Source organism: Exiguobacterium sp. Leaf196, assembly GCF_001423965.1.
Classification (GTDB): Bacteria; Bacillota; Bacilli; order Exiguobacteriales; family Exiguobacteriaceae; genus Exiguobacterium_A.
This window is the reverse complement of the sequence record NZ_LMPV01000001.1, coordinates 349,863-376,219: the sequence shown is the minus strand read 5'-3', so window position 1 is coordinate 376,219 and position 26,357 is coordinate 349,863. Positions and strand designations below refer to the sequence as shown.

Here is a 26,357-nt window from a genome sequence, read left to right as displayed (position 1 = left end):
AGTAAATGCTTATGAAACAGGATTCGCGGGAACGGTATGGAATGGTATACACTAGACTCAGATTCACGATTTCGAATGGAGGAATGTCCTATGTTACGAAAAACGGCACTGATTACCGGTGCATCGGGTGGAATCGGACTGGATCTCGCTGTTCTCGCGGCGCGAGATGGCTTCGATTGTGTACTCGTTGCCCGCAATGAGAAAAAATTGAAGGAGCTTCAACAGGTCCTTGAAAAACGCTATCAGATCAAAGTCTATGTATTCGCTGCTGATTTATCACTAAGCGACAGCGTTGATCGTCTCGTGCAATACTTAGAGGAACAAGAATTGACGGTCGATCTATTGTTCAATAATGCCGGCTTCGCCACGTCGGGACGCTTTGCGGAAATCGATCCAACAGAAGACATTAACTCGATCCAGGTCAACGTCGTCGCCTTGACGGATTTGACGAAACGTCTCTTACCGGGAATGGTCGAACGTGGCTTCGGACGCATCTTGAATGTCGCATCCGTTGCTGCCTTCATGCCAGGACCATACATGAGTGTCTACTATGCAACGAAAGCCTATGTCCTGTCGTTCTCGGAAGCACTTGCGACAGAAGTCGACGGCTCGGGTGTCAGTGTGACTTGTCTCTGCCCAGGACCGACCGATACGAACTTCTTCGACCGGGCGAACATCACGCTACCGTTCAAGAGTATGCCGTCACACCTCGTCGCATTCGCTGGGTACCGTGGCATGCTCAAAGGACGCCGCGTCGTCGTTCCAGGTGTAAGCAACCGGGCCATGGTTTCCTTGTCTCGTCTCCTGCCGCGTCGTCTCCTAACGGAAGTAACAGGACGAATCCAAAATCCTGCACGTCAGCAAGAATCCTCGACAGAAGAAGATCTCCTGTACGCGAATTCATGAAAAAACGGAAGAGCCAGATAGCTGGTTCTTCCGTTTTTGTATTTACGCTTCGCGATGACGAAAGCGTCGCGTCACATAACGTTTGACGCGATCAAATGTCATCGTATAATGATACAGATAACGAACGACGAGCGCACCCGTGATTGAGACGAGGTACCCCGTCGATAAGACGAGTAACCAGGAAACAATCGCGAGGAACCATGAACTCTCGAATCGTAAATATTGCCATTGTAATCCTTCTGATGAGGTAATCAACATGGCGCCCGGGAAAACGGAGGCAGCGAGTAAGTAACAAGCGGCGTAGCGTCCTCTAATGGTACCTTTCATCAACAAAATACTACCAAACACTAAGCCGACGCTCGAGACGATGAGTAACATGACGACATAAGCAAGCGAAATCGATGATCCCAGCATATGCCTTCCCTCCTGTTCGGTATGTTACTATTCTGTACCCCTCTTTTCATCGAATGAATGCAAAATTCGTAAAAAAATCGGAAACAATATCCAGATGAATACCGCGTTACTGAATCCATGAAGTAAGTCAAACGTTCCCCCGGTCACAAGTAATGTCAAAAAGGCTTGCCACGAGAATCCCGTCAATACCAAGAACCCGAGATTGCTCACCCATCCATATAAGAAACCAGCGAGAAATCCATACCCAGTCAATACGATCCGGGATCGAAGAAACGGAATGAATCCTAGACTGGCAATCGTTGCATACGCCAGTGCCTGAAATAGGACGAATGGACCGCTTCCTAAAAATAAACTCGTCAATACGACGACGAGCATCCCAGAGATAGCACCGGCGATTGGATGAACGAAGACGGCTACTAATAAGACGATGGCCGTTGCTGGCTGAATGTTCGGCAAACTGGAAAACAACAAACGTCCAACGATTGCCGCTGCCGTCATGATAGCGATGAACCGTAATCGTTGATCTGTCACCTGAAGTCTCTCAAACATGATCAAGAACAAAGAAACGATCAGAACCGTTACGACGATCATACGAACAACCGACTTTCTTGTAAAAAGTGCTTCGTCGGTCCATCGAAAGCCACTTCTCCGTGCACGAGATAGATGATCCGCTGCGCTGCCCGAATTAGAACTGGATCATGTGTCGCCATAACGATAAGATTCGTTGGATTTTTCTTCCACGATGCGACAAAATCCATTCGCGCTCTATCATCAAGTCCAGCCGTCGGTTCATCAAAATAATAACTGTCTTTACTCCAATTGATGTCGTCCAAAAGACGCTTCTTTTGCACTGCAAAACCACCGCTTCGGTCGTCTAGTGGTGCGAGCATTGGATGCGCTGGTACATAATGCATCTCTCCCGCCCGCCGAACTTTTCCGTAAAGCGGGCGTTCGACACCGAGTGCGAGACGTAGTAGCGTCGACTTTCCACTCCCATTCGCACCGACGATCGCAATCCGTTCGCCTTGATGAAATGACAATTTTCCTGTCACCAGTGCATAGCGTGTCTGCAACGGATAACGATGTTGAACGTTTTCGATTTGGTTCAGGAAACGTCCAGTTGTTTCAGCCGATTCACTCGTCAGCGAGAGGTCGGATTGGATCGTCATCGAACAATGGATCTGACAACCAAACCGTCGTTCGATTTCTTCAAGCAATCCCATTAATCGCTTGCGTCTGACATGATCAAGAAAGAGAAACGGTTCCGACAAAAAAAGTGTCTTCGGTGACGAAGACAAGGCATGACCGAGTCCGACGAGCTGTTGTTCCCCAGCCGAAAGTTCACTCGACTCCGCTTCAAAAAAGGCTTCTAAGCCAAGTAAGGTCGCGAGTTCTCCGGCTCGAAATAAGGAGACGGTCGCAAGCAAGTCCCGGACACGTCCATGTAGGAGGCGCTCTGGTGTCAAGACCGATTGATCATGCTCGATTGCCTGATGTCGCAGTCGCTCTTCTCGATCGTTGTCGGTATACATGATAGGCATCCCGCATTCCTCCCTTTGTAACTAATAATGATATTGGTAGCAACAGAGCCGAAGCGATTGCCCATGATGTGAAACAAAGCAGGACTCCCATTGTTAGCAGGACTCCGGTCTGAACATCTCGTCGCGCGAACGGTCGTAAACGAGACGGTGCCGCTTCGATCGGGATGATATGATAGGCCGCCATCCGTTCCAGACGAATGCCAAGCGACGCATCAGGATGACTCATCTTAACCTCCGGCCAAGTCCGTAAAAACGAGGGAATTAGTGCCAGGACCATACCCGTCAATCGTGTTAGTCGGGGTAGGAGACGAAACAACGGTCCCATCTGATCAAGTCGAACTAACGTGAAGATCCATTGACTTGAGGTGACGAATAATGTCACCTGGATCGTCGTTTCATATATGGCAAACGAATCGATGCTTGCTCCATATAGGAGTGGTACACACATCATGACGGCATAGAGAGCAGGAAGTAAGAGATATCGAAAAATAGTCCGCTCTTGAACGAATAAGAACAAGAGTAGATGATAGACCACGATGATCGTTTGATCATGTGTGAGGACGAACGGGATCGTAATCATCCCGATGAAAAAGAGAGCGACGTTCACTGGGTGAAGTCGCTCCCGTTCTGGTTTACTCAAAATAAGCCATTGCATCTTTTTCAAACCGCCATTCGAGACGGTCTCCTTTTTTCAGTTCATAACTCCCGGCACCGACTTCCCCGGGTTTTCCGTTGACACCGAAGACCCAGCCACTCCCTGCTCCAGCTGACTTTTCACGAATCCCATCGACTGCCGTTACATATGCCATCTCACCTTTACCTGTTTTAACGACATCAAGCGTTGTATCTTCAAGCGCATCCAGTGCTGTATCTTTTTTATTTAAACACACGTCTTTATCGAATAATGTCTTATCCTTGACGTGATCCACGACCGACACCTTGACTTCGGTCTCACAAGACGCTGTTTGTTGTTCCTCTTTTGCTTCTGCGCAACCGGCAAGTAACACGATACTTGCAGCAAATAACCATTTTTTCATCGTACGACTCCTTTTCGCCTTGAGGTCTCAAAGCTGTAATTGTATAACAGAATGGTTTTGTCTCGTAATGATTGACCGTCAGACCGCAGATAGGTCAGGCGAATCGCATTCGCTAAGACATCGTCCCCTGTATTAACATACGGAATAAGTTTTCCTTTGTCATCAATCAAAAATACTGTCGCATCCTGCAGACTAAACGTTTCGTAGAGCCCATCGAGATCCATCTCGACATAGGGGGTTTTGGAATCATGTAAAATCTCATGCATCGAGAGTTTTCGTAACGTCTCAAACGATTGGTTCGCATCAATCAGTTTTTGATAATACGATATCAATGATTTCGTTGCCAACTCTTCACGTGGTCGATAGGAAATCGTTCCGGTCAACTCTTGATAACTGACATCATAACGAATGAACCGTTTCGGAGTTTGGACGAGCATCTCAAACGAAGCATTCCGTAGATTCCCGCCTCGATCGAACATTAGCTGGCTTTGTTCCAACCGTAATCCGTCTTCTCCGACACGGCGTTCGACTTGTGCGAGAAAGCGATCGAACGAATCATCCGTGATGGTCACGCGACCAATCTGTTGAGTTTCTTCCCGCAACGTTCCGGCATCAAACGGTCCGAGGAACAGTTGAAACAGGAAGAACAAGAACCCGAATAATGCCATGTATCGTTTATAACGTGAATTCTTTTTCGGATGCAACACGATCAAAAAGATGATGATGCCGAGCGGTAATTGAATATCATAGACTGGAAACGACACGGCGCCGAGACACGCATAAAAAATGAACTTCATATACAAGTAGGTTTCTTTTTCCGTTCGCCGTTCAAGTAAAAACGCTAAGCCACTAGCAGCCAGTAAAAAGAGTGCCCATAAAATGAGAAAGTCCATCTTTTACCCTTTGACCGGGACGACCCGGTGATCAAACATGAGATGGCTGTTTGCAAATACTTCTCGTGCCTCTTGTTCCAGTACTTCTTCTTGATCGACATAACGCGCAGATACGTGCGTCAAGAGGAGCTTTTTTACCTGCGCCGTATCCGCGATGACAGCTGCCTGTCGAGCAGTCGAGTGACCGAAGCGTCCCGCATGTTCGACTTCTCGATCGGCAAACGTCGCTTCATGGACTAATACATCGACATCTCGCGCGAGCTCTATCGACGCCGCGCACGGCATCGTATCGCCAAGAACCGCTAGCTTGACACCTGGTTTGGGAGATTCTAAAAAGTCAGACGATGCGTAGACCGTGCCATCGAATTCAAAGGTTTCTTCCAGTGTGATTCGGCGATAGAGTGGACCGGAAGGAACTCCAAGTGCCTTCAGTGCATCGACACGCAATGCCCCACGCTCTTCTGGTCCTTCTAGGCGGTACCCGAACGCCGGAAAACGGTGCTCAAGTGACCGCACCGTCACGCGGAAACCATCTTGTTCGTATGTTTGACCATCTTCGACTTCAACGATCTGGAGTGGATAACGTAAATAGGTTCCTGTAATCCTTAATGTCGCGTCCATCCATTCCTTAATCCCTGTCGGTCCATAGATCGTTAGCGGTGTCGTTCCTTCTAAGGCAGCTCGCGTACTGATAAATCCTGGTAATCCAAAAATATGATCCCCATGTAAATGGGTGATGAAGATCGCGTTGACTTTTCGTGGTTTAATCGGACTGTGTAAGATTTGATGTTGCGTCGCCTCTCCACAATCGAACAACCAGGTCATTTTGGGGTGTAACAAGGCAATCGAAGTAACGTTCCGTTGTTTTGACGGCATACCGGCTCCTGTCCCTAAAAAATAAAATTCCATCTTTTTCCCCTTTTCGTAAAATTAGCATTTTTTATACACAAAATACACCTTTCGTCTGTTGAAGCATGGTAAACTGTACCTATTCAGATTTGGAAGGTGGTTTTTCCATGACTAAGATTGAACGGACATATGCCTGGATCGTCCGGGAAGCCCGTAAACTAAACGAGAGTTATCGGCAAAAATACGGAAAGTCGATTCAAATCGATGAAATCGCTTCGACCTTATTATGTACAGAAGAACTCGTTTTAGAGTCTATGGAATATGTGGATCGTCCTCAAGTAGTTTAATCGTACAATGATAAAGAGTGTATCGCAATGTCGCGATACACTCTTTTTGTGTTCCATCAGCTTATTTGTTCGTGATGTAATCGACTAACGTCACACAAAGTTCCGCTGTTTTGACGAGTTCTTCGATTGGCATCTTCTCATTCGTCGTATGGATATCTTCATATCCGACCGCCAAGTTGACCGTTGGGATACCGAAACCAGCGATGACATTGGCATCTGATCCGCCACCAGAATGCAAGAGTCGTGGTGTACGTCCAAGTTGTGTGATGGCTGCTTTTGCGACTTCGACAACTTGATCTCCATCTTCGAACTTGAAGCCTGGGTACATGACTTTGACTTCCACTTCGGCACGACCACCGAGTTCTGCCGCTGCTTCTTCAAACGCCGCTTTCATCTTCTCAGTCTGCGCTTCCATCTTCGGAGCAACGAGTGAACGTGCTTCCGCGAAAATTTCTACATAATCACAAACGATGTTCGTTGATGGACCACCACCGCTGAACCGTCCGATGTTAGCTGTCGTCTCTTCATCAATCCGACCGAGTGGCATCTTCGCGATGGCTTTTGAAGCAATCGTAATCGCCGAGACCCCTTTTTCTGGTGCAACACCAGCGTGAGCTGTTTTTCCAAAAATCTTCGCATTGACTTTTGCTTGCGTCGGAGCAGCGGTGATGATGTCCCCTACTTTTCCGTCTGAATCGAGTGCGAAACCGTAATCCGCATCAATTTTCGATGAATCGAGGACCATCGCCCCAACAAGTCCAGATTCTTCACCGACTGTAATGACGAACTGGATTTTTCCGTGTGGTTGTTTTGTCTCATTGAGTACATGAACGAGTTCAATTAGTGAAGCGAGTCCCGTTTTATCATCTGCTCCAAGAATCGTCGTGCCGTCCGTCTTGACATAACCGTCCTCGATGATTGGTTTGATGCCTTGACCCGGGAATACTGTATCCATATGGGAAGTGAAATAAATTTTATCGACCCCGTCTTTTGTTGCCGGAAGCGTGACGATCAAGTTATTTCCTTTGTGTTCCGTCTTAGACGAAGCGTCATCCTCAAAAACGTCACATCCGAGATCCTCAAACGTTTTTTTCAAGTGAGCACAAATCCGTGCTTCCTCTTTTGATTCCGAATCGATCTGGACAAGCTCTAAAAACGTATCCAATACGCGTTGTTCATTGACCATGAAAAAAACCTCCTCTAATATACTTCAATCCAATAGCGCTTTATTAGTATACCATCCTGACAGCCATTTGCACTTCTGAAAGGTTGTTTGTACAATGGCAGTAATCAGTCGATATGAGAGAGGAGGACATGACGATATGGCAAGACCATCGAAACAACAACGGATCATTAAATGGACGACGATCGGAATCTTAGCGATTTTCCTACTCGGAACATTCGCTTCAACGATGTTCTATTTCTTTTGATTGACGTAGCGTTGTTTGAGACGCAAATATTGCTCTGCTTCCTGCAGCATATGCAACAAGGCAGATCGAACCTCGAACTCCTCCCGCGTGACGGGTAAGGCAGAGGCACGAAAACGCGTCAATAGCGCTTCTAGTTCTAAAATGTATACCATTGCGTCGGCTTCAGGTCGGACATTGTCGCCAATCGTCCGAAAGAAGGCGGCGACTTTTTTTCCTTCTTCGACGACGAGAACAAGTTCCTCCGCATGATGGACGATGCCACGTAGGAGCTCGAATTGTTGTTCGCGCATCCGGAAATAGGCATAGTCCTCATCGTCATTACGTCGACCGATCGCATTCCCCATCCGTTTTAAGGCAGCATCTTTTCCCTCATGTAACAGACGTTCCGTCTCGTCAAGCGTCAACGCATGATGATTGACTCGCCCTGTCTCGATCGCGGCCGCGACTTCATAGAATAAGGACGCGATCCGTTGATCAATCTTTTCCCGTCGGTCATCGATCAACAAATCAAGACTTGGCATGTACATGTTGACAAGCATTCCGACACCAACACCAATTCCGAGCAATAAGGATTCATTCAACAGGATGTGTGCGTTGAGCTGACGTTCCGTATACAAATGTGTCAGTATGACGACACTCGTGATGAAACCGTCCTGAAGTCGGAGGCGTTGAACGGATGGAAGGAATAAAATGAAATAGATCAATAACGTAACCGGACGATAGCCGATGACTTCGAACAGAATGAATCCAAGTACGATGGCAAGTAATGACGCCATGATCCGTTCGTAAGACGACCGAAATGTCTTCTTTCGTGTCGATTGGATACTCAAGATCGCAATGATCGCAGCGAAAACGTAATAATCGAGCTTGAGTCGCTCCGCGATCCACATCGCGAGCGCGGCAGCGACTGCGGTCTTCAGCGTTCGATAACCGATTTGCATCAGATTCACCTCCCCATTTGTTTTTCTTTGTTAGACTACCTACGTTGGACACGAATGTCCATTGCTTTTTAAAGGACGTGATTTTCTTTGACGACACGCACTATCCGTCCTGGTCGCCCCGTGCGCCGGACTAGCTCACTAAAAGGGTTACTCTTCTTTTTCCTCATCGGCATTCTCTTGTTCTTTTGGCTTCGTGAGGAACCGAAGACAGTTTTATCCCCACCGGCTCCTTATACAGCTGAGCGCTATGAGAAAGGTACAATCAACGAACAAGACTTCCAAACGTTCGCCGAGGCAAAGGAGTATGCGGGTCAGCGTGGTGCGGTAAAACGCGCTTCCGATGACCGCTACGTCTATCTCGGTGGACAAGGTACCGGGATCGTCGATGATCGCGGTATTCTGTCGATTCATCGTGACGTCGATTTAAAGAAACGGCTTACCTACGTCGCTTCCGGCACACGCGTCCAGTTGCTTCAGTTCGGTGAACAGACGAGTCGCGTCAGCGTCGCAGGCGCAACTGGTTATGTTCCAACGGATCGCTTACGTCCGTTCCCGGCAGAACGTGTCTCGAATCCGTCGTACTATCAGACGAAGGGAAATCGACTCCTTCACTACATCGTTGCTGACGGTGGACTTGGTGGATTGATTGTCGCTGGTGAAGCGACGAACGCGACGTCTCGGACGAGCAAATACGTCGAATCGAAGACACTGACACGTGATTTGACGAAACCGACGCGCCTGAGTGCCAAACAACTCGATGCGTTCATCAAGGAGCAAGCGCCGGACAGCCCCTTGGTCGGGAAAGGAAAAGTCTTTAAATCCGTTGAAAAGAAATACCGGGTCAACGCGGCCTACCTGCTTGCACACGCCATCCACGAATCCGACTATGGACGGTCTGAGATTGCCCGCGAAAAAAATAATCTATTCGGCGTCAATGCGACGGATTCTGCCCCGGGAGAAGATGCGACTGCTTATAAATCCTTGACGGATTCAATCGAGCAGACCGGCCGATTCATCGCAAAGGACTATCTTGATCGGGATGGACGTTATTTCCGCGGGGCGTACCTCGGGAACAAACAAAAAGGAATGAATGTCTTTTACGCATCAGACCCCTTCTGGAGCGAAAAAATCGCTGGTATCCTAGTGAAAATGAACGCCTTCTAAATCCGAGATATGATACACTATAGGGCGAGACAACAATCATTGAGGAGTGAACACGTCATGGAAAAAGTTTTAGTATTTGGTCATAAAAATCCTGATACCGATACGATCACATCGGCAATCGCTTATGCAGAATTAAAGAAAGCGCTCGGTGTCAATGCCGAAGCAATCCGTCTTGGTGAGATGAATGATGAAACGTTATTCGCGCTCGATACGTTCAAAGTTTCAGCACCACGTCTAGTGACAGAGGTCGCGACAGAAGCGTCACACGTCATCTTAGTCGACCACAACGAACGTCAGCAAAGTGCGAACGATATCGACGCTGTTACCGTAACAGAAGTCATCGACCATCACCGAATCGCAAACTTCGAGACATCGGATCCTGTCTATTACCGGGCAGAACCAGTCGGTTGTACAGCAACGATCCTTAACAAGCTCTACAAAGAGCATGGTGTTGCAATCAAACCAGAAATCGCTGGTCTGATGCTATCAGCGATCATTTCTGACTCGCTTCTGTTCAAATCACCGACTTGCACAGAGCAAGATATCATCGCAGCTCGTGAACTCGCAGAAATCGCCGGTGTCGATGCGAACGTCTACGGTCTTGAGATGCTCAAAGCTGGAGCTGATCTCTCGAAGAAAACCGTTCCTGAATTGATCTCGCTTGACGCAAAAGAATTCACGATGGGAACACTCAAAGTCGAAATCGCTCAAGTCAACACGGTCGATACAGCTGAAGTTTTGCTTCGCCAAGAAGAACTCGAAACAGCGATCAACGAAGTCATCCTTGCAAAAGGTCTTGATTTGTTCGTCTTCATCGTCACGGATATCTTGACGAACAACTCAGTCGGACTCGTCCTCGGGAAAGAAGCGAATCTCGTCGAACGTGCTTATGGTCTTGAAGCGACGAACAACCTCGTCTACCTCGAAGGTGTCGTTTCACGTAAGAAACAAGTCGTTCCTGTTTTAACAGATACAGCTCTTGCAACACAATAAGTAAAAAAAGAAGGAGTTCGCTCCTTCTTTTTTGAATAAAGAATATGAATGGTCGTTCATTCATTACATAAAGGAGGAATCAATATGACACAAACAATCATGGTGACGGGTGGAACAAACGGTATGGGAAAAGCGATGGCAATCGCTTTAAAGGAAGCTGGCTGGAATGTCGTCGTCACAGGACGTGACGCAGAACGCTTGCGCCTGATGGATGAAGCATTGGAACAGATTCAAGGCGAGCATCTGACGATTCAGATGGATGTCCGTGACGCGGACGCTTGTCTTGCTGCTGTCAAGCAAGCACGCGAACGGTTCGGTCGTCTCGAGGCATTAATCAACAATGCTGCCGGGAACTTCATCTGTCCAACCGACGAATTATCGCCGAATGGATGGAAGACGGTCATCGATATCGTCCTTAACGGGACATTTAACTGCTGTCACGCTCTTGTCAAAGGTTGGCAGGAAGATCAAGTCGCTGGCGGTCAAATCGTCAATATCGTCGCTTCTTATGCATGGCAGGCAGGTGCCGGTGTCGCTCCGAGTGCTGCTGCAAAAGCCGGCGTGCTGAACTTGACGCGGACGCTTGCCGTCGAATGGGGCTATAAATATCAAGCCCGTGTCAACGCGATCAGTCCGGGGCCGATCGAACGGACGGGTGGTGCTGATAAACTTGCTTTATCACCAGAACACGCGGAACGAATTCGCCGCAACGTCCCACTCGGTCGATTCGGAACACCGGAAGAGATCGCGACGCTTGCAACCTGGATGGTATCAGACCAAGCCCGCTACTTGAACGGAGAATGCATCGCTCTTGACGGTGGTCATTGGTTAAATAAACAACCATTCTGATGATTGAGATTTAATTACTTAAGAAGTCATTCTCCACAAAGATAAGAATGACGCGTTTCACGCCACTCCTACAGGAAAAAGCGCATTTTTGCGCTGTCAGAGACGAACAAGATCTGCTTTCCTGCTTGAATGAAGCAGGAAAACTAGCTTGTGTCTCGCCTGAGGAAAGAGCGTGAAAAGACGCGGCATTCTTTTTTTTGAGTCAGCCCCTTACATTCGTCTCGAACTATTTTTCTTTCTTTTCGCTATGTTTATGAATTATCTAGAACAGGTAGAAAGTACAAGAAGGAGGCGTTCATATGTGGGGTGCGTTCGGTTGGGGTGCGTTAGCAGGTGGCGCCGTTGTCATTGGCGCCTTGTTTGGACTGTACTTACCCTTAAAACAACGACTGATCGGTTACATCATGTCGTTTGGAACAGGAATTTTGATTGGAGCAGCGACATTTGAGTTGCTCGATGAGGCATTAAAGAAATCAACAACGTTCGTCGTTGCGATTTCCTTTATCGTCGGGGCACTTGTCTTTACGGGCTTTGATTTGTTCGTCTCGTCACGCGGCGCGAGTAAACGGAAACGCTCATCTGGTGGGAATGAAGGCACGGGGACGGCGATTTTCTTTGGGACGATTCTTGATGCCATCCCGGAATCGATCATGATCGGTGCCAGTCTGTTATCTGGAAATGTCAGCGCGGCACTCGTCGCGGCAATTTTCGTCAGTAACATCCCGGAAGGTTTATCGAGTACGACGGGGTTACGAAAAGATGGCTTTTCGAAGAAAAAAGTCTTGTTGATGTGGGGAGTCGTCTGGTTGATCTCTGCCCTCGCCTCACTCGCCGGCTACACGGTTCTCGCAGAACTACCGGACATGCATTTCGCCATGATCGGTGGCTTCGCAAGCGGTGGGATCATCGCGATGCTCGCTTCGACGATGATGCCGGAAGCTCACGAGGAAGGCGGTGCGATCGTTGGTCTGTTCGCAGCACTTGGATTAATTACTGCCATCATCCTCAGTTAATACATAAGGCGCGTTGTCTGGGAAACGAACCGGACAACGCGCCTTATGTGTTAAACAATTTAAAATTCACCTGTTCCTCCCGTAACCCCCTCCCATTCCTCCTTAAAACGAGCCACGAACTCTTCCATGTAGCGATGCCGTTCCTCCGCTAAATGATGGGCTGTCTTCGTATTCATTAAATCTTTTAGTCGGAATAACTTTTCTTCAAAATGATTCAGGGCACTTGTCTCGCCTGTTCGATCACCCGGCTTTCGTGGTGTTAGTCCTGGCACATGCATTGGCTCCCCGAACCGACCAGCAAACTGAAACGTTCGCGCAATCCCGATTGCGCCGATCGCATCGAGACGGTCGGCGTCTTGGACGACTTGTCCTTCGATCGTTCGCATTGGTGGACGTGTGCCATCTTTATAGGACAAGCTCGTGATAATGTTTAAAATCTGTTCCTGTTCCTCCTCTGCCACCTTTCCTTGCAAAAAGGTGGCGACCGTCTCTGCCGTTCCCCCGAGTTTGCTATCTGCTACGTCATGAAGTAAGGCTGCTAATTCGATGATCCGGGTATTCCCGCCTTCCTGTTTTGCAATATGTAACGCTAAACGGCGAACTCGTTCAATGTGAGCATAATCATGACCTGAAAAGTCCGTCGCATGAAACGACCGGACGAACGCTTCCGTTTCTTGAATCATTGTCGACCCCTCCATTCCGGTTCAAGTAATCCATACAGTATCATGTCATGCCGCTCTCCGTCTCGTCGTAAAAAAGCACGGTATCTTCCTTCCTGCACGAACCCAAGTCGCTCGTACAGCTGAACCGCACGTGTATTATACTCAAAGACCGTCAATTGAATCCGGTACAAATTCAGCTCTAAGAAGGCATATTTGAGGATCGTCTGTAGCGCATCCGTCGCATACCCTTGCCCTTCACAATCCGGATCGATGCCGATCATCAACCACGCCGTTCCGTGTGCTGGTAAGATATCTTCTAATGCAACGACTCCAATCATCCGTTCATCTTCAAAGTTCCGGATCGCAAATCGAAACGTCTCCGGTGCATCCGTCGCCATCATCTTTTCAATCTTATCCATGGATAAATGACGATATGGCGTTGCACTAAAATGACGGGCGAATGTCGCATCGTCAAGCAATCGTTGCATCACTTCGGTATCTTCTGGTTGAAAACGTGTCAGACGAGTAAGATGACCTTCCAGCAGTTTTTTCATTCTTATCCCCCTCTATATTAAAAATCGAAAAACGCTAACCCCTTTTCAGAGTTAGCGTACGGTGATCATAAAACTTTTTCGAGGAATTTTTTCGCTCGGTCCGTCTTCGGATTGTCGAAGAGTTCGACTGGTGAACCTTCTTCCATTAAAATTCCTTCATCGAGGAACAAGACACGATCGGCGACTTCTTTTGCGAAGCCCATCTCATGCGTCACGATGACCATCGTCATTCCACTCTCAGCAAGCTGCTTCATGACGTCTAGCACTTCGTTGACCATCTCTGGGTCAAGGGCTGATGTCGGTTCATCGAACAGCATGACGTTCGGTTCCATCGCAAGTGCGCGGGCGATCGCGACCCGTTGTTTTTGTCCACCTGACAACTGATTCGGGTAATTATCGCGTTTTTCCGCTAAACCGACACGTTCCAGTAACGTCTCCGCTCGTTTAATCGCCTCGTCCTTTGAAATTCCGAGGACGTTGATTGGTGCGTACGTCAGATTATCAAGGACAGACTTATGCGGGAACAAGTTGAACTGTTGGAAAACCATGCCGATGTTCTGACGTGCTTTCGAGATGTTCGCCTTTGGTTTTGTCAGTTCAAAACCATCGACGATGATCGTCCCACTCGTTGGTTGTTCAAGTAAATTGATACATCGTAGAAATGTTGATTTACCAGATCCCGACGGTCCGATGACAGCGACGACTTCACCGCGTGTAACCGTCGTCGAGATACCTTTTAATACTTCTAATTTTCCGAACTGCTTATGCAAATCGGTGACTTGGATCATAGGTTCCATCTGATTACCCACTCTTTCTCATAGCTTTTTCGACTTGTTGGCCTATCAAGCTCAATCCCATGACAAGAACAAAATATACGAATCCGGCAAACAATAACGGTTCGAAATAGATTGCCTTTTCTCCTCCGACGATTTGCGCCCGGCGCATGACATCAAGCACGCCGACCGTCGAGACAAGCGCCGACTCCTTCGTCAACGTGATCAATTCGTTCATGATCGCTGGGAGGATATTTTTAAAGGCTTGCGGCAAAATGATCGAACGCAGTTGTTTGAAATACGAAATACCGAGCGCGTCTGCTGCTTCCCATTGTCCACGATCAACAGCCTGAATCCCTGCCCGAATGATTTCCGAAATATACGCTCCGGAGTTCAAAGAGAAGGCGATGATTGCTGATTGGTATCCTGTCGTGACATATCCAGTTAGTTGCGGTAATCCGAAGTGAACGATTGCCAGTTGCAAAATCAGTGGTGTACCCCGGAAAATCGCTGTGTAGGCATGTCCGATAAAACGGAGGATTCGACTTTTTGTGATTTTTAGTGCCGCGACGACGATTCCGATCAGCATCCCGGCAATGGCTGCTACGATGACGACTTGGAAGAGGACCGGAATGCCCTCGAGAATATATGGAATTGAATCTTGAATCTTTGTAAAGTCTATCATAATCAATCTCCTAACGTCGCACAAAAGGGATGAGGTTACCCCCACCCCCATGCACTTGACTTATTTTGCTTCTTTTTGGAACCACTCTTCTGCTAATTTATCGATTTCACCACTGTCAATCATTTTCTTCAGCTCTTTGTTGAAATCGTCACGCATCTTATCCCCTTTTTTGAAGGCGATTGCTGAACCAGCTGGACCATCTTCTTTAATCTGGTACGTTTTCAGGGAGGCATCTTGATCCATGTATTTGACGGCGACTGCATCCTCGATAATGAGGGCATCGATCCGACCTGTATTCAATTCTTGAATGATTTCTGGAATTTTGTTCAATGGAACCGTTTCGCTGTCTTTAAAGCGGTCTTTCGCGAGTCCCTCTTGAATCGAACCAAGCTGGACACCGATTTTTTTACCTTTGAGTTCATCTTCTGAACTGATCGCTTTATCCTTCGTCATGACTAAGTTTTTCGATTCGAAGTAAATGTCCGTGAAGTCAGCATTTTTCTTCCGTTCTTCCGTTGGTGTCATGCCCGCCATGACGAAATCCACACGACCTGAGCTAAGCGCACCAAGTAGACTACCGAATTCCATATCTTCGATTTTTAATTTATATCCAAGATTTTTCGTAACTTCTTTGGCGATCGCAACGTCGAAGCCGACGATGTCTTCTCCTTTTTTCGTATCGATGTATTCAAATGGGAAGTAATCCGCTGATGTTCCCATCGTCAATACTTTATCATCCTTACTTGATCCACCTGTTGATTCTTCCGACGCGCCACATGCTGCCATTGTGACTGCCAGAATGCCTGCCATTGCCGTTGCTAATAATTTTTTCATTCGAGTTTTCCCCTTCCAACGCTCAATTGTCAGAACTTTAACAATAGTATGACTTATGTGTATGTCCAATTCAATACCGAAAAGCCTGACCTGTTCTATTGCTTTTAGGATATACGAATATTTATTCACTGTAAAGCATAAATATATAAATTTTTTTGACTTTCTATTCATAAATCATGCATAAATGACTGTTTATACAATTTTGCAAACGTTTTCAAATTTAAAATTTATTATTTTAGTCTTATGAATACACAAAAAAAGACTCCTTTTTCAGGAGTCTTCTTCGCTTAGGCGTAGATTTCAATTAATGATTCAAGTTTCTCGACGACTTCTTCCGCCGTGAACGATTCGATGTCGAAGCGCTCGACCATCGAGAGGATGTTTCCATCTTGCATTAACGCAAAGGATGGAGATGAAGGTGGATAACCTTCGAAATATTCACGCGCACGGTCTGTCGCTTCGCGATCTTGTCCAGCGAATACCGTGACGAAATGATCGGGCTTGATGCCCTCTTTCCGATTGACGTACGCTGCTGCAGGACGGGCGATCCCGCCAGCACATCCACAAACAGAATTGACAAGGACAAGTGTCAGACCTTCCCGTTTCATTGCTTCATCCACGCTCTCTGGCGTCGTTAATTCTTCAAATCCAGCAGCTTGCGCTTCTTTGCGGGCTGTTTGGACGACATCTTCAAAATACATTTGGAAATCCATCGTATTGCCTCCTTTGATTCGTTCTCCTTCTTATTGTACGAGTTTCGGTGAAATCTGTCCAAGTCTGCCGCTTAATTCATTTTCTAAAAATGGTCGTGCCTGCAACAGATCACGGAATGCGATGTACCGGTCGATTTTTTCTTCCGTTGGTCGCTTGTTTTGTTTGTACGCACGGATCAAGATGTTCTTCGGTGTGTGCTCAAGATCGATGAATTCAAGCAATTGCGCTTCATATCCTACAAGCGTCAATAACTCGGCACGAATCGAGTCCGTCGCAAGTGATGCGAATTTTTCTTTGATCAGTCCGTGCTGGAGCATGACATCAAGCGGAGCGCAGTCCAATTGACGGTTCAGTTCCTTTTGACAACACGGTACACTCAGGATGACTGATGCATTCCAGTCGACAGCTCGCGCGAGTGCGACGTCCGTCGCGACATCACAAGCGTGAAGCGTCACCATCAGGTCGACTTCCGTCTCCCCTGTATAATCATGAACGTCTCCGACGCGGAATGTCAGATCGGTATAATCCAGATCACGTGCAATTTGCGTACATTCTTCGATAACTTCTTTCTTTAAATCAAGACCTGTCACTTCAAGGTCGAATCCTTTGACGACTTTTAAATAATGGTAGAGAGCGAACGTCAAATACGATTTCCCGCAACCAAAGTCTAAAATCCGCAGTTTTTTTCCTGTTGGTAAGGCGGCGATGCTATCCTCGACGAATTCAAGGAAGCGATTGATTTGCTTGAACTTATCGTACTTCTGTTTTTTGACTTGCCCTGCTTCCGTCATCACACCTAGACGAATCAGAAACGGAACCGGTACACCGTCTTCTAATAAATAGGTTTTTTTTCGGTCATGCGATAAGAGTGCTTTCATCGGTTCCTTTTGGGATGTCTTGATCGCGACTTTCATCTTTTTCGAGAGCTGGAACTGCCATTCTTCTTCTTCAAAACGGAAGAGGAATTGCCGGAATTCCGTGAACCAGTCATCGAGTCGACCGATGAAATCCTCCACTAAAATATTTTCATGCTTCATGACGCGTTCAAATTGAAACTCAACCTGCATCATCACCGTATCTCTTAATAGAATCGGTTTTACCTTGATTCGTCGGAGATCATTGGATTTTTGACGTGGATTGCTCATCGTTGCATGGATCAGTACTCCTTGCGTGATTTTCGAAGCAAGGCTCGCTTTTAATTCATGTAGTTCCACTAGTCGTCCCGTCCTTTTCTAATGTTCTTTCGAAACTGTAGCAAATTCGTACCTGTTCGACAAGTTTACACGCTTCATCATTCGTACGTAATCAAAAGGAGGAATGCATCATGTTCAAAAAAATTCTCTCACAAATCGGAATCGGTGCTGCAACGGTCGACACACGGTTGACGGATGATCGCTGTGAACCAGGCGGTCAAATCCACGGTGTCGTCCATATCAAAGGTGGAAACGTCGATCAAGAAATTGACCGGATTTATCTTGAATTCAACACGCAGTACAAACAAGAAATCAATGATAGTACGACGTTTACGACCTTTACGCTCGACCGGTTTGCCTTAAATGAAGCGAAGTTCACGATCGAAGCGGGTGTCGAGCGGGAAATTCCATTCACATTACGTGTGCCACTAAATACGCCACTCTCCGTCAGCCAATCGAAATCATGGATCGAGACCGGACTTGACATCGCACAATCCGTTGATCCGTCGGACCGTGACGCTGTCATCGTCGAAGCAAACCGTTACCAAACGACGGTCTTAGATGCCATGGAGTCACTTGGCTTCCGGTTAAAGAAAGCCGATACAGAAAAATTACCTGGACGATTCCGTAAAGATTTACCGATTGCTCAGGAACTTGAATACTCAGCACGCAATACACACTACGCTCATAAACTGGATGAGATCGAAATCATCATGCTCCAAGACAGCTCAGGGATTGATTTAATCGTCCAAGTCGATCGTCGTGCGCATAGTCTCGGATCATTGTTCAGTGAAATGGCTGGAGCGGATGAGTCGATGATCAAACTACGCCTATCCAATAGTGAACTGCAGGATCAGTCATTTGTCGAACGCCAGCTGACAAACATCGTGGAGCGCTATAGCTAATCGATCGAATGACTAAAAAGTGATTCCTCTTCAAGGGGAGTCATTTTTTTGTTCAAATTAGAATGCACAAAAACATTATTAAAACTTATTTGCTAATGTAATCGTTTTCAAATAAAATATTGTTTTAAAACAAGCACCTTGCTATACTGTCCGTATTGAAAAGAATTCCAGTCGTGGTTTGACTAGAGGAGGATGTACATCATGAAAAGGATCGGGCAATTCACGTTAACAGCAGGACTCGCAGCAGTACTCGTTTCAAGTAGTTTGCCTGTCATGGCAGAGGCAGGATCTTCAGTAGATCGGATCAGTCAAAAAATCGACACGATGACACTCGAACAAAAAATCGGACAGATGATCATGCCGGACTTCCGGCAGTGGAATGGCAGTAACCATACGTCGCTTGCTCCGGAAGTTGCGAACATCATCGACCGCTATGATTTAGGTGGCGTCATTTTGTTTGCTGAGAACGTCAGTGAAACCGAACAGACGACAAAACTCGTTCATGATCTGCAAGAAGTCGTCAAACAAGATGACAGCAACGATATTCCGCTCTTTGTCACGATCGACCAAGAAGGTGGCATCGTCACTCGGCTCGGAACAGGAACGAACTTACCCGGCAATATGGCGTTAGGTGCGACCCGTAGTAGCGCGTATGCCAATGATGCCGGTCATATCATCGGTTCCGAACTGCATGCGCTTGGCATCAATGTCAACTTCGGTCCGGTTCTTGACGTCAACAGTAACCCTGGAAATCCCGTCATCGGTGTTCGCTCGTTCTCAAGTGACCCGGAGCTCGTCGGAACGCTCGGTTCCGCTTTGATGAAGGGTATTCAAACTGAAGGCGTCGCAGCGACCGCGAAACACTTCCCAGGTCACGGCGATACCGCGACCGATTCCCATTATGGCTTGCCAGTTGTCGACCGGTCCCTGGAGGAGCTGGAACAAGTCGAGCTCGTCCCGTTCAAGCGAGCCATCGCCGAAGACATTGATATGATCATGACAGGACACATCGGAATGCCGCAAATCGAGTCTGAAGTCGTCACGTCAAAAAACGGCACTTTCCCTTTACCTGCGACATTGTCGGATGACGTCATCACGGGCGTACTGCGCGAAAAGCTCGGCTACGATGGCATCGTCATCACGGATGCATTGAATATGCAGGCGATCGCCGACAATTTTACGGAATCAGAAGCCGTTCTGAAAACATTTGACGCCGGTGTCGACATCGCGCTCATGCCGACGATTCTTCGTTCCGAGCAGGATGTCACAAAACTCGACCAGATTTTCAAGGACGTGATTGCGGCAGTCAAAGACGGACGTCTGTCAGAGGAACGGATTGATCAATCGGTCGAACGGATCCTGACGCTGAAGGCAGAACGCGGAATATGGAATGGCACGACGGATACGACATCCTTAGCTGATAAACTCGCGCAAGCGAACCAAATCGTCGGTAGTCCCGAACATAAAGCAAAAGAACGCGCGATGACGGAAGCCGCGGTCACACTCGTGAAAAATGATCAACGGACGTTACCCTTCAAGCCGAAAAAGAATGCAAACGTTCTTGTGATTGCCCCTGCGACGGATCAAACGGACAGCATGAAAAAGACGATTGCTTCCCTACCTAAGAACCGGAACTGGCACGTAACGACAGCAAATTACTCGGCTACTACGCTACCGCTCGACCAAAACCCGACACTACGGGCACAACTCGATGCAGCAGATTACATCATCGTCGGTTCAAACGTCAATACGAGTGCCAAACTACTGCCTACTGCACCAGAGCAAGCGATTCCGGCTTCAATCTTCCGGTATGCGAAACAAACAGATATACCATCCGTCTTGCTTAGCCTCCGCAATCCATACGATGTCGCCGTTCAACCGGACGCACCGGCACACGTCCTCGTCTATGGTTTTAAAGGGGATCCGAACGGACCGGACTCCGAAGCAGGCAATCTGAAATCAGCGGGACCAAATCTTCCTGCCGGTATTCGAGCCATCTTCGGAACGTTCAAACCGCAAGGCACCTTACCAGTTGATGTGCCGGTCTTTCAGAACGGTATCTTTACCGATCAACTGCATCTCGAATTCGGTGACGGCTTTAAAAATTGGAAAAAATGAGAACATGATACACAAAAGACCGAGACTCCTTTAAAGGATGCCTCGGTCTTTTAACGATTGATACGGATATTCAGCTTCTGCTTTAGCTCGACAGTAGACGCGGTAAAGTGAGTAGATCAGCAGTCCATAAATGACAATCATTATGACAGTCGAAATGAAGCTACCGACGCTAAATTCAAACTTGAACGTCACCTTCAAATTCCAGATGGTAGCATATGTGCCATACACCGTCACTAAAAGGGGGATGATATATCCAGCAAATCTAACGTTCGCTTTTCCAAGCATACGTTGTACAACGTAGGCAACGATAATGATCAGCAAAATGATGAAGATTTCCATTTTGATCCCTACTCTCACTATGATATATACCTAATTCTACCATCTATTCGTTTAAGAAGATACCGTCCGTGCTGAAATCGTCTCGTAAATCGACGTAAACGTTTCTTCCGTCCATCCCATATGCCAAAACAGCAACTCATAATAACAGCTCGTCACGAAATGCCGTTTCATCCGCTCTCGTTCAGTCGGGCTTGCTTGTTCCGCCAACGCATCAAGCCGTGCAATCTGTTTAAAGACGACCTTTTCGAACCATTCCGAACTATATGTGTCGATCCATTGCTGATAGATTTTTTCATCCGGTGTACACGTCAACAATTGTTGCCCAACTTCATAATACAACCAGTAACATGGCAAGATGGCAGCAATCGTCTCACCAAGCGTCCCTTCACTCGCATGATGCATGTGTGAGACGTAAGCATATGCCGTTGGTGCCGGTTCAAATGCTTCAAGGTCTGTTTCCATGATACCAAGCGGCTCGAAAAATGATTGATGCAAGCTCAATTCTGCCCCATATGTCGAAGTCGCGTGCTCGGCAAGTGTCGCGATCGTCGCAAAGTCATCTGCTTTTGACGCTGCCTTCGCTTGAATCTTCGCAAAGTGTTTTAAGTAATACGCATCCTGCATGACATAATGTCGAAATTTCGAGAGCGGTAACGTTCCCTCGCCGATTCCTTGAACGAATGGGTGCGTAAAACTACTGTCCCAATACGCTTGTGCTGCTTGTTTGATTTCTTGTGTGAATATCATGATCTCATCCTCCTCGTTTTTATGAAACGAAAAAACACCACCCCGAAACACACGGGCATGGCGCAAGAAGAACAAGACTTGACGCCACTTCCCTCCGTAAGTACGAACTTAATCAGGTTCAAAGGGTCCGAACGTCTTCGTTCGTCTCAGTCGGTCAACCGACTCCCCTAGTGGTCATTATTCGATTCAAATCCACTATAGCATGCTGAAAATGGAAGTCAAGTTGTCCTCTTTTCGCTATACTATGGAGTGTCAGAAGGCGGATATCGTCTCCATCTACAGACCGATTCCGAACTTCTTTCGTTCTCGTACACTAATTTTAGTACCTGATACTATAATTCATTCTGTTACTTACAATTGGAGGATTTCATTATGCATACACCAACAAAAATCATGGCGTCAGCCGTTATCGCTTCTGCTTTATTAATTCCGACAGCCGCATCCGCCGAGCAGGTCGTCGATAAGACGATCGTCACTCTCGGTGAGTCACTCGGCGCAAAAGATAAGGCTTGGGTGCTTTCACGTCTCAATGCACCGGAAGGTATCACACCGATCATCGCAACCTCTGCAGACGAAGAAAAATACCTCGGGAAAAACATCCCCCAGTCACAAAAGGGCGGCAACATGTATTCATCCGCTAAGATCGAATTGACGGAAAAAGGTGACGGACTTTCCGTTGCGACGGAAAACATCACGTGGGTGACGAAGGATATGTATTTGAACGCTCTCGTCACGGCAGGTGTCAAAGATGCCGACATCACGATCACTTCTCCTTATAAAGTGACTGGAACATCGGCACTGACAGGAATCATGAAAGCCTATGATCAAACTTCGGCTGAGACCGGAATCAAGCTGAGTGACGAACGGAAAGATTTAGCACAGCAAGAATTATCGGTAACATCAGACGTCGGGAAGACAGTCGGGACAGATAAAGTCGCTGATTTGATGAATGAGATCAAGGCCGAAATCGCGAATCAAAAACCGGAAACAAAAGTCGAGATCGAAAACCTGATCGTCCAAGTCATTCAAAACAACAACATCCAACTGTCTGATGCACAGATGGATCGGTTGACGAATCTATTCAATCAAATGGAGCAAGCGAACATCAACTGGGGGCAAATCGAGAGTGGACTGAAAAATGCTGGTCAAGACATCCATGCGTTTGCAACGTCCGAGGAGACGAAAGGATTCTTCGCTAAATTATTTGATGGTCTGAGTGACTTCTTCAGCTCGATTGCTGGTGTGTTCAAATAATTCAGACTTCCGCAATTAACAAGATAATGGTAAACTGTTTGTATCTGAAACGAAAGGTGGTGTGAAATGATGGACTTTGCTGCGTGCAAACATTGGTTAATGGAACAATTGTATCTGTTGCGCGCGATTTTTCATGGAATGGCGTTCTAAGGCACCCGTCTGCCCTTTTTAGAACTTCATGATTGAAAAATACAGCAAAGCGCATCTTTCACACACTAGGGAGAGTGCTATTTGCGCTCTCCTTTTTTTAATGCGCGCGAAAGGATCAACTCATTATGATGATTTGCGACATTCAACATCTGACAAAACAATTCGGAGGCGAAACGATCTTAACGGACGTTTCCCTCTTCTTAAACGAAAACGATCGTGTCGGTCTGATTGGACGAAACGGGAGTGGTAAAACGACATTACTCCGCTTACTTGCTCGCCTTGACCAACCGGACGGTGGCGTCATCTATCAAAAGAACGGTTTGACGATTGGCTACTTGGAACAACTTCCCACTTATGCCGAGACAATGACCGGACTCGACGTCCTTTGGACGGCGTTTGAAGAGATCCTCGCAATCCGTTCTCGGATGCAACAGTTGGAGCTTTTGATGGCGACAGCGCCAGATGATCTGGATTCACTACTCGTTCGATATGCGGAAGCGACAAATGCATTCGAACAAAAAGATGGCTATCTACTCGACTCGAAGATCGAGCGCATGGTGAACGGATTACATTTACGTCCGTTACTCACTCGCCCTTTCCATCAGTTGAGCGGCGGTGAGCAAACGAAGATTTGCCTCGGTCGCATGTTGCTGATGGAACCACACCTCCTAATCCTTGATGAGCCGACGAACCATCTTGATTTAGCTGCCGTTGAATGGTTAGAACAATTCTTACGGGACTACACTGGAACTATCCTGCTCGTCTCTCACGACCGGGTCTTCTTAGACGCCGTCGTCACCTCGATCGTCGAGCTTGAAGATGGTGAACTGACCTCCTACCTAGGGAACTACAGTGCGTTCGTCGTCGAACGAGAACGTCGCTTGATGGAACAGTTCCACGCCTATCAGGAACAACAGAAAAAAATCAAGAAGATGAAGGAAGCGATTCGTCGACTACGGCAGTGGGCAAACGAAGCATCTCCTCCGAGTGAGAAATTATTCCGTAAAGCAAAATCGATGGAGCGGGCACTCGAGCGAATCGAACGGATCAAACGACCGCAACTCGAAGCCAAAACCGCTGATGTCTCTTTTTCTTCTACCGATCATACGAGTCAAGTCGTCTTTCGCGCTGAAGAGCTCTCTTTCGCTTACGATTCCCGTCGCATTTTCGATGTTGTCTCGTTCGAAATCATGGCTCAAGATCGGGTTGCAATCGTCGGAACGAATGGGAGCGGGAAATCGACGTTGCTCGCACTGTTGCTTGATGAATTGTCACCAGACGCAGGCACGCTCACGCGTGGACCATCGAACCGGATCGGTTACTTGTCCCAGCATGCCCATTTCGAGGAGGATGCTCGCTTAATCGACTGGTTTAGAGACCGCATTGCCGTTCCAGAAGCGGAAGCCCGCCATATTCTTGCCCGGTTCCTGTTTTTTGGACCGACTGTCTTTCGGTCTATTTTGTCACTAAGCGGAGGAGAACGTGTTCGATTGCAGCTTGCCGTACTCGTTCATTCGTCGATCAACGTTTTGATTCTCGATGAGCCGACGAATCATCTAGATATTGAATCAAGAGAGACGCTTGAAGAAGCACTCGAGAATTTTTCTGGTACATTGATCGCCGTCTCACACGACCGCTATTTCTTGAATCGTCTTTTTTCAAAAATCATTTGGCTTGACCATCAAATTACTTCGTATACTGGAAACTATGCTTACGCAGTGGAGAAACGACAAGCCAGTCATGACACACCACCTCAGATAAATCATGAGAAGAAATCGAAAATTTCAAAGCGTTCGAAAGCACCTGCGAAAGAACAGTCCATTGAACAGCAAATAGAAGAGCTGGAACTTCAAGTCGTACATCTTGATGCCGTTCTTTCTCATGTATCCGCGGAAGAAGAATGGATGACGGTCGAGATGGAAAAAGAAGCATTGTTACGAAAAATTGAAGGTTTGTATGAACGTTTAATTTTAGAAACTTGAACTAAAATGATTAGTCCTTCTTTGACTCGGGAAAATAGGAACAGATACGTCAAAGGAGGAATTCATCTTGTCTCAAGCTATGTTGATCATCAACCCGTCTTCTGGTAAAGAACTCGGAAAAAAACACGCGACGCTCGCTGAAGAGACGCTTGCTACTCGCTTTCAAACCGTCGACGTTCGATTCACGGAAAAAGAACACGATGCAACGGAATTCGCACGTCATGCCGCCCAGTCTAATTACGACGCCGTCATCGCCATGGGTGGTGATGGAACGGTCAATGAAGTCATTACTGGAATTGCCGAGCAACCACATCGTCCAACACTTGGGATCGTACCGCTTGGGACGGTCAATGATTTATCACGCGCGTTACACATCCCGACGGACCCCGAAGAGGCGATTCAGATATTAGCTGATGCCCCTGCCCGCCCGCTTGATATCGGTAAATATGATGATCATTACTTCATGAACGTCATTGCGGTTGGTCTGATTGCGGAAGCCGTCGAAGAAGTGAGCATCGAACAGAAAACGTCACTTGGATCGGTCGCTTATTTCATTGAAGGTCTGAAAGCCTTTAAGGATCATAGTCCTTATCCAATCGAAATCAACTCTGCCGAAAAACAATTTGATGGAGAAGCCCACTTGTTAATCATCGCCTTGACGAATTCCGTTGGTGGATTCGAATCGTTTGCGGAAGAAGCAAAAGTCGACGATGGATTACTGCATGGATTCATCATTACGAAGCTCGGATTCTTTGATGCGCTTCAAGCATTACCTAAACTCATCACGGGTGGGTTATCAAAAGCGGATCAAATCGAACACTTCACGACGACACGTGTCGAGATTCGTTCGAAAGAAGAGTTACCAATCAATGCCGATGGTGATACGGCAGGTCATGTTCCTGTGACTGTCGAGGTACTCCCTCAACATCTCACTGTATATTCACCATTCTCTGCTGACTAACGTTATACGAGTAAAAAAAGAAATCGACGATTTGTCGGTTTCTTTTTTTACTTTAAAATCCATTACAATATATGTTAACAAAGCGTAATTTTGAAACATATTTGAAATA

Annotated in this window: 29 protein-coding genes and 1 riboswitch; of the genes, 11 read left to right on the top strand and 18 right to left on the bottom strand. The window is 47.0% G+C overall.

Annotated elements, in window-relative coordinates; all coding sequences use genetic code 11:
* Positions 1-90 precede the first annotated feature (90 nt).
* Positions 91-906: an SDR family oxidoreductase gene (locus ASG02_RS01970; protein WP_056060320.1), complete on the top strand. Its 816-nt coding sequence runs from the start codon at positions 91-93 to the stop codon at positions 904-906.
* A 42-nt stretch (positions 907-948) separates the two neighbouring features.
* On the opposite strand, the gene ASG02_RS01965 is transcribed toward ASG02_RS01970, so the two are convergent.
* From ASG02_RS01965 to rnz, 7 genes are read right to left on the bottom strand one after another with little or no spacing between them, the layout of a single operon-like run.
* Positions 949-1,320, bottom strand: coding sequence for a hypothetical protein (locus tag ASG02_RS01965; protein WP_056060317.1), 372 nt, complete (start codon positions 1,318-1,320; stop codon positions 949-951).
* Positions 1,321-1,347: 27 nt separating this feature from the next.
* On the bottom strand, positions 1,348-1,911 hold the full coding sequence (locus tag ASG02_RS01960) for a hypothetical protein (RefSeq protein WP_056060314.1): 564 nt from the start codon (positions 1,909-1,911) through the stop codon (positions 1,348-1,350).
* Complete coding sequence (locus ASG02_RS01955) at positions 1,908-2,861, bottom strand: ATP-binding cassette domain-containing protein (protein ID WP_056060311.1); 954 nt, start codon at positions 2,859-2,861, stop codon at positions 1,908-1,910. Before ASG02_RS01955 ends, ASG02_RS01960 begins: the two co-directional genes overlap by 4 nt.
* Positions 2,797-3,516 (bottom strand): hypothetical protein, encoded by a 720-nt coding sequence (locus ASG02_RS01950; protein WP_056060308.1) that lies wholly within the window; start codon positions 3,514-3,516, stop codon positions 2,797-2,799. Before ASG02_RS01950 ends, ASG02_RS01955 begins: the two co-directional genes overlap by 65 nt.
* Complete coding sequence (locus ASG02_RS01945) at positions 3,494-3,898, bottom strand: DUF4430 domain-containing protein (protein WP_035409014.1); 405 nt, start codon at positions 3,896-3,898, stop codon at positions 3,494-3,496. Before ASG02_RS01945 ends, ASG02_RS01950 begins: the two co-directional genes overlap by 23 nt.
* Entirely contained in the window at positions 3,895-4,791 is an 897-nt protein-coding gene (locus ASG02_RS01940) for a hypothetical protein (RefSeq protein ID WP_035409016.1), read from the bottom strand. Before ASG02_RS01940 ends, ASG02_RS01945 begins: the two co-directional genes overlap by 4 nt.
* A gap of 3 nt (positions 4,792-4,794) precedes the next feature.
* Entirely contained in the window at positions 4,795-5,700 is a 906-nt protein-coding gene (rnz, locus tag ASG02_RS01935) for a ribonuclease Z (RefSeq protein ID WP_035409018.1), read from the bottom strand.
* Positions 5,701-5,807: 107 nt separating this feature from the next.
* Between rnz and ASG02_RS01930 the strand changes: the two genes are divergently transcribed.
* Positions 5,808-5,987 carry a hypothetical protein gene (locus ASG02_RS01930; RefSeq protein WP_056060306.1) on the top strand — a complete coding sequence of 60 codons (180 nt, stop codon included), beginning with the start codon at positions 5,808-5,810 and terminating at the stop codon, positions 5,985-5,987.
* A 61-nt stretch (positions 5,988-6,048) separates the two neighbouring features.
* On the opposite strand, the gene ASG02_RS01925 is transcribed toward ASG02_RS01930, so the two are convergent.
* Together ASG02_RS01925 and ASG02_RS01920 are read right to left on the bottom strand one after the other, a co-directional pair.
* A complete protein-coding gene (locus ASG02_RS01925) occupies positions 6,049-7,173 on the bottom strand; it encodes a M20/M25/M40 family metallo-hydrolase (protein ID WP_056060303.1) in 1,125 nt (374 codons plus the stop codon).
* A gap of 231 nt (positions 7,174-7,404) precedes the next feature.
* Positions 7,405-8,358 (bottom strand): aromatic acid exporter family protein, encoded by a 954-nt coding sequence (locus tag ASG02_RS01920; RefSeq protein ID WP_035409021.1) that lies wholly within the window; start codon positions 8,356-8,358, stop codon positions 7,405-7,407.
* An 87-nt stretch (positions 8,359-8,445) separates the two neighbouring features.
* Between ASG02_RS01920 and ASG02_RS01915 the strand changes: the two genes are divergently transcribed.
* The 4 genes from ASG02_RS01915 (at position 8,446) to ASG02_RS01900 (ending at position 12,377) form a co-directional block, all read left to right on the top strand.
* Positions 8,446-9,522: an N-acetylglucosaminidase gene (locus tag ASG02_RS01915; protein WP_056060300.1), complete on the top strand. Its 1,077-nt coding sequence runs from the start codon at positions 8,446-8,448 to the stop codon at positions 9,520-9,522.
* 57 nt (positions 9,523-9,579) lie between these two features.
* On the top strand, positions 9,580-10,515 hold the full coding sequence (locus tag ASG02_RS01910; RefSeq protein ID WP_035409025.1) for a manganese-dependent inorganic pyrophosphatase: 936 nt from the start codon (positions 9,580-9,582) through the stop codon (positions 10,513-10,515).
* An 84-nt stretch (positions 10,516-10,599) separates the two neighbouring features.
* Positions 10,600-11,364, top strand: a complete 765-nt coding sequence (fadH, locus tag ASG02_RS01905) for a 2,4-dienoyl-CoA reductase (protein WP_056060297.1) — start codon at positions 10,600-10,602, stop codon at positions 11,362-11,364.
* Between the two features lie 299 nt (positions 11,365-11,663).
* Complete coding sequence (locus ASG02_RS01900) at positions 11,664-12,377, top strand: ZIP family metal transporter (RefSeq protein WP_056060293.1); 714 nt, start codon at positions 11,664-11,666, stop codon at positions 12,375-12,377.
* A gap of 59 nt (positions 12,378-12,436) precedes the next feature.
* On the opposite strand, the gene ASG02_RS01895 is transcribed toward ASG02_RS01900, so the two are convergent.
* The 7 genes from ASG02_RS01895 to ASG02_RS01865 all read right to left on the bottom strand — a co-directional run bounded on the left by ASG02_RS01895 (position 12,437) and on the right by ASG02_RS01865 (position 17,813).
* The gene (locus ASG02_RS01895; protein ID WP_056060291.1) at positions 12,437-13,075 is read right to left on the bottom strand and encodes an HD domain-containing protein; all 639 of its coding nucleotides are present in this window, start codon (positions 13,073-13,075) and stop codon (positions 12,437-12,439) included.
* The gene (locus ASG02_RS01890) at positions 13,057-13,593 is read right to left on the bottom strand and encodes a GNAT family N-acetyltransferase (RefSeq protein WP_056060289.1); all 537 of its coding nucleotides are present in this window, start codon (positions 13,591-13,593) and stop codon (positions 13,057-13,059) included. The genes ASG02_RS01895 and ASG02_RS01890 overlap by 19 nt, the downstream gene beginning before the upstream one ends.
* Before the next feature lie 65 nt (positions 13,594-13,658).
* The gene (locus tag ASG02_RS01885) at positions 13,659-14,381 is read right to left on the bottom strand and encodes an amino acid ABC transporter ATP-binding protein (protein ID WP_035409728.1); all 723 of its coding nucleotides are present in this window, start codon (positions 14,379-14,381) and stop codon (positions 13,659-13,661) included.
* 13 nt (positions 14,382-14,394) lie between these two features.
* Positions 14,395-15,054, bottom strand: a complete 660-nt coding sequence (locus ASG02_RS01880) for an amino acid ABC transporter permease (protein WP_035409731.1) — start codon at positions 15,052-15,054, stop codon at positions 14,395-14,397.
* Positions 15,055-15,111: 57 nt separating this feature from the next.
* A complete protein-coding gene (locus ASG02_RS01875; RefSeq protein ID WP_035409033.1) occupies positions 15,112-15,885 on the bottom strand; it encodes a transporter substrate-binding domain-containing protein in 774 nt (257 codons plus the stop codon).
* A 287-nt stretch (positions 15,886-16,172) separates the two neighbouring features.
* Positions 16,173-16,598, bottom strand: a complete 426-nt coding sequence (locus ASG02_RS01870) for a BrxA/BrxB family bacilliredoxin (RefSeq protein ID WP_023467616.1) — start codon at positions 16,596-16,598, stop codon at positions 16,173-16,175.
* Positions 16,599-16,628: 30 nt separating this feature from the next.
* Positions 16,629-17,813: an SAM-dependent methyltransferase gene (locus ASG02_RS01865; RefSeq protein WP_056060286.1), complete on the bottom strand. Its 1,185-nt coding sequence runs from the start codon at positions 17,811-17,813 to the stop codon at positions 16,629-16,631.
* A gap of 110 nt (positions 17,814-17,923) precedes the next feature.
* On the opposite strand from ASG02_RS01865, the gene ASG02_RS01860 reads away from it, so the two are divergent.
* Positions 17,924-18,697 (top strand): sporulation protein, encoded by a 774-nt coding sequence (locus ASG02_RS01860; RefSeq protein ID WP_056060283.1) that lies wholly within the window; start codon positions 17,924-17,926, stop codon positions 18,695-18,697.
* Between the two features lie 201 nt (positions 18,698-18,898).
* The gene (locus ASG02_RS01855; protein WP_056060280.1) at positions 18,899-20,815 is read left to right on the top strand and encodes a glycoside hydrolase family 3 protein; all 1,917 of its coding nucleotides are present in this window, start codon (positions 18,899-18,901) and stop codon (positions 20,813-20,815) included.
* A 30-nt stretch (positions 20,816-20,845) separates the two neighbouring features.
* Here the strand turns inward: ASG02_RS01855 and ASG02_RS01850 are convergent, their stop codons facing one another.
* Both ASG02_RS01850 and tenA read right to left on the bottom strand, forming a co-directional pair.
* The gene (locus tag ASG02_RS01850; protein ID WP_056060278.1) at positions 20,846-21,154 is read right to left on the bottom strand and encodes a hypothetical protein; all 309 of its coding nucleotides are present in this window, start codon (positions 21,152-21,154) and stop codon (positions 20,846-20,848) included.
* A 51-nt stretch (positions 21,155-21,205) separates the two neighbouring features.
* The gene (gene tenA / locus ASG02_RS01845) at positions 21,206-21,901 is read right to left on the bottom strand and encodes a thiaminase II (RefSeq protein ID WP_056060274.1); all 696 of its coding nucleotides are present in this window, start codon (positions 21,899-21,901) and stop codon (positions 21,206-21,208) included.
* A gap of 72 nt (positions 21,902-21,973) precedes the next feature.
* Positions 21,974-22,080, bottom strand: a riboswitch (TPP riboswitch).
* A gap of 193 nt (positions 22,081-22,273) precedes the next feature.
* Here tenA and ASG02_RS01840 point away from each other — a divergent pair.
* The 3 genes from ASG02_RS01840 (at position 22,274) to ASG02_RS01830 (ending at position 26,248) form a co-directional block, all read left to right on the top strand.
* The gene (locus tag ASG02_RS01840; RefSeq protein ID WP_056060271.1) at positions 22,274-23,155 is read left to right on the top strand and encodes a DUF1002 domain-containing protein; all 882 of its coding nucleotides are present in this window, start codon (positions 22,274-22,276) and stop codon (positions 23,153-23,155) included.
* A 275-nt stretch (positions 23,156-23,430) separates the two neighbouring features.
* On the top strand, positions 23,431-25,287 hold the full coding sequence (gene abc-f, locus ASG02_RS01835) for a ribosomal protection-like ABC-F family protein (RefSeq protein ID WP_056060268.1): 1,857 nt from the start codon (positions 23,431-23,433) through the stop codon (positions 25,285-25,287).
* A gap of 67 nt (positions 25,288-25,354) precedes the next feature.
* The gene (locus ASG02_RS01830) at positions 25,355-26,248 is read left to right on the top strand and encodes a diacylglycerol kinase family protein (RefSeq protein ID WP_035409044.1); all 894 of its coding nucleotides are present in this window, start codon (positions 25,355-25,357) and stop codon (positions 26,246-26,248) included.
* Positions 26,249-26,357 lie beyond the last annotated feature (109 nt).

Bases quoted from the DNA above. Each gene is read 5' to 3' on its own strand.
- rnz (WP_035409018.1), bottom strand. From the start codon at position 5,700: ATGGAATTTTATTTTTTAGGGACAGGAGCCGGTATGCCGTCAAAACAA.
- ASG02_RS01840 (WP_056060271.1), top strand. From the start codon at position 22,274: ATGCATACACCAACAAAAATCATGGCGTCAGCCGTTATCGCTTCTGCT.
- ASG02_RS01940 (WP_035409016.1), bottom strand. From the start codon at position 4,791: ATGGACTTTCTCATTTTATGGGCACTCTTTTTACTGGCTGCTAGTGGC.
- ASG02_RS01960 (WP_056060314.1), bottom strand. From the start codon at position 1,911: ATGATCGTCGTAACGGTTCTGATCGTTTCTTTGTTCTTGATCATGTTT.
- ASG02_RS01920 (WP_035409021.1), bottom strand. From the start codon at position 8,358: ATGCAAATCGGTTATCGAACGCTGAAGACCGCAGTCGCTGCCGCGCTC.
- ASG02_RS01945 (WP_035409014.1), bottom strand. From the start codon at position 3,898: ATGAAAAAATGGTTATTTGCTGCAAGTATCGTGTTACTTGCCGGTTGC.
- ASG02_RS01860 (WP_056060283.1), top strand. From the start codon at position 17,924: ATGTTCAAAAAAATTCTCTCACAAATCGGAATCGGTGCTGCAACGGTC.
- ASG02_RS01855 (WP_056060280.1), top strand. From the start codon at position 18,899: ATGAAAAGGATCGGGCAATTCACGTTAACAGCAGGACTCGCAGCAGTA.
- ASG02_RS01950 (WP_056060308.1), bottom strand. From the start codon at position 3,516: ATGCAATGGCTTATTTTGAGTAAACCAGAACGGGAGCGACTTCACCCA.
- ASG02_RS01890 (WP_056060289.1), bottom strand. From the start codon at position 13,593: ATGAAAAAACTGCTGGAAGGTCATCTTACTCGTCTGACACGTTTTCAA.
- ASG02_RS01970 (WP_056060320.1), top strand. From the start codon at position 91: ATGTTACGAAAAACGGCACTGATTACCGGTGCATCGGGTGGAATCGGA.
- ASG02_RS01965 (WP_056060317.1), bottom strand. From the start codon at position 1,320: ATGCTGGGATCATCGATTTCGCTTGCTTATGTCGTCATGTTACTCATC.
- ASG02_RS01885 (WP_035409728.1), bottom strand. From the start codon at position 14,381: ATGATCCAAGTCACCGATTTGCATAAGCAGTTCGGAAAATTAGAAGTA.
- ASG02_RS01930 (WP_056060306.1), top strand. From the start codon at position 5,808: ATGACTAAGATTGAACGGACATATGCCTGGATCGTCCGGGAAGCCCGT.
- abc-f (WP_056060268.1), top strand. From the start codon at position 23,431: ATGATGATTTGCGACATTCAACATCTGACAAAACAATTCGGAGGCGAA.
- ASG02_RS01870 (WP_023467616.1), bottom strand. From the start codon at position 16,598: ATGGATTTCCAAATGTATTTTGAAGATGTCGTCCAAACAGCCCGCAAA.
- ASG02_RS01925 (WP_056060303.1), bottom strand. From the start codon at position 7,173: ATGGTCAATGAACAACGCGTATTGGATACGTTTTTAGAGCTTGTCCAG.
- ASG02_RS01895 (WP_056060291.1), bottom strand. From the start codon at position 13,075: ATGGAGGGGTCGACAATGATTCAAGAAACGGAAGCGTTCGTCCGGTCG.
- ASG02_RS01910 (WP_035409025.1), top strand. From the start codon at position 9,580: ATGGAAAAAGTTTTAGTATTTGGTCATAAAAATCCTGATACCGATACG.
- tenA (WP_056060274.1), bottom strand. From the start codon at position 21,901: ATGATATTCACACAAGAAATCAAACAAGCAGCACAAGCGTATTGGGAC.
- ASG02_RS01955 (WP_056060311.1), bottom strand. From the start codon at position 2,861: ATGCCTATCATGTATACCGACAACGATCGAGAAGAGCGACTGCGACAT.
- fadH (WP_056060297.1), top strand. From the start codon at position 10,600: ATGACACAAACAATCATGGTGACGGGTGGAACAAACGGTATGGGAAAA.
- ASG02_RS01900 (WP_056060293.1), top strand. From the start codon at position 11,664: ATGTGGGGTGCGTTCGGTTGGGGTGCGTTAGCAGGTGGCGCCGTTGTC.
- ASG02_RS01875 (WP_035409033.1), bottom strand. From the start codon at position 15,885: ATGAAAAAATTATTAGCAACGGCAATGGCAGGCATTCTGGCAGTCACA.
- ASG02_RS01850 (WP_056060278.1), bottom strand. From the start codon at position 21,154: ATGGAAATCTTCATCATTTTGCTGATCATTATCGTTGCCTACGTTGTA.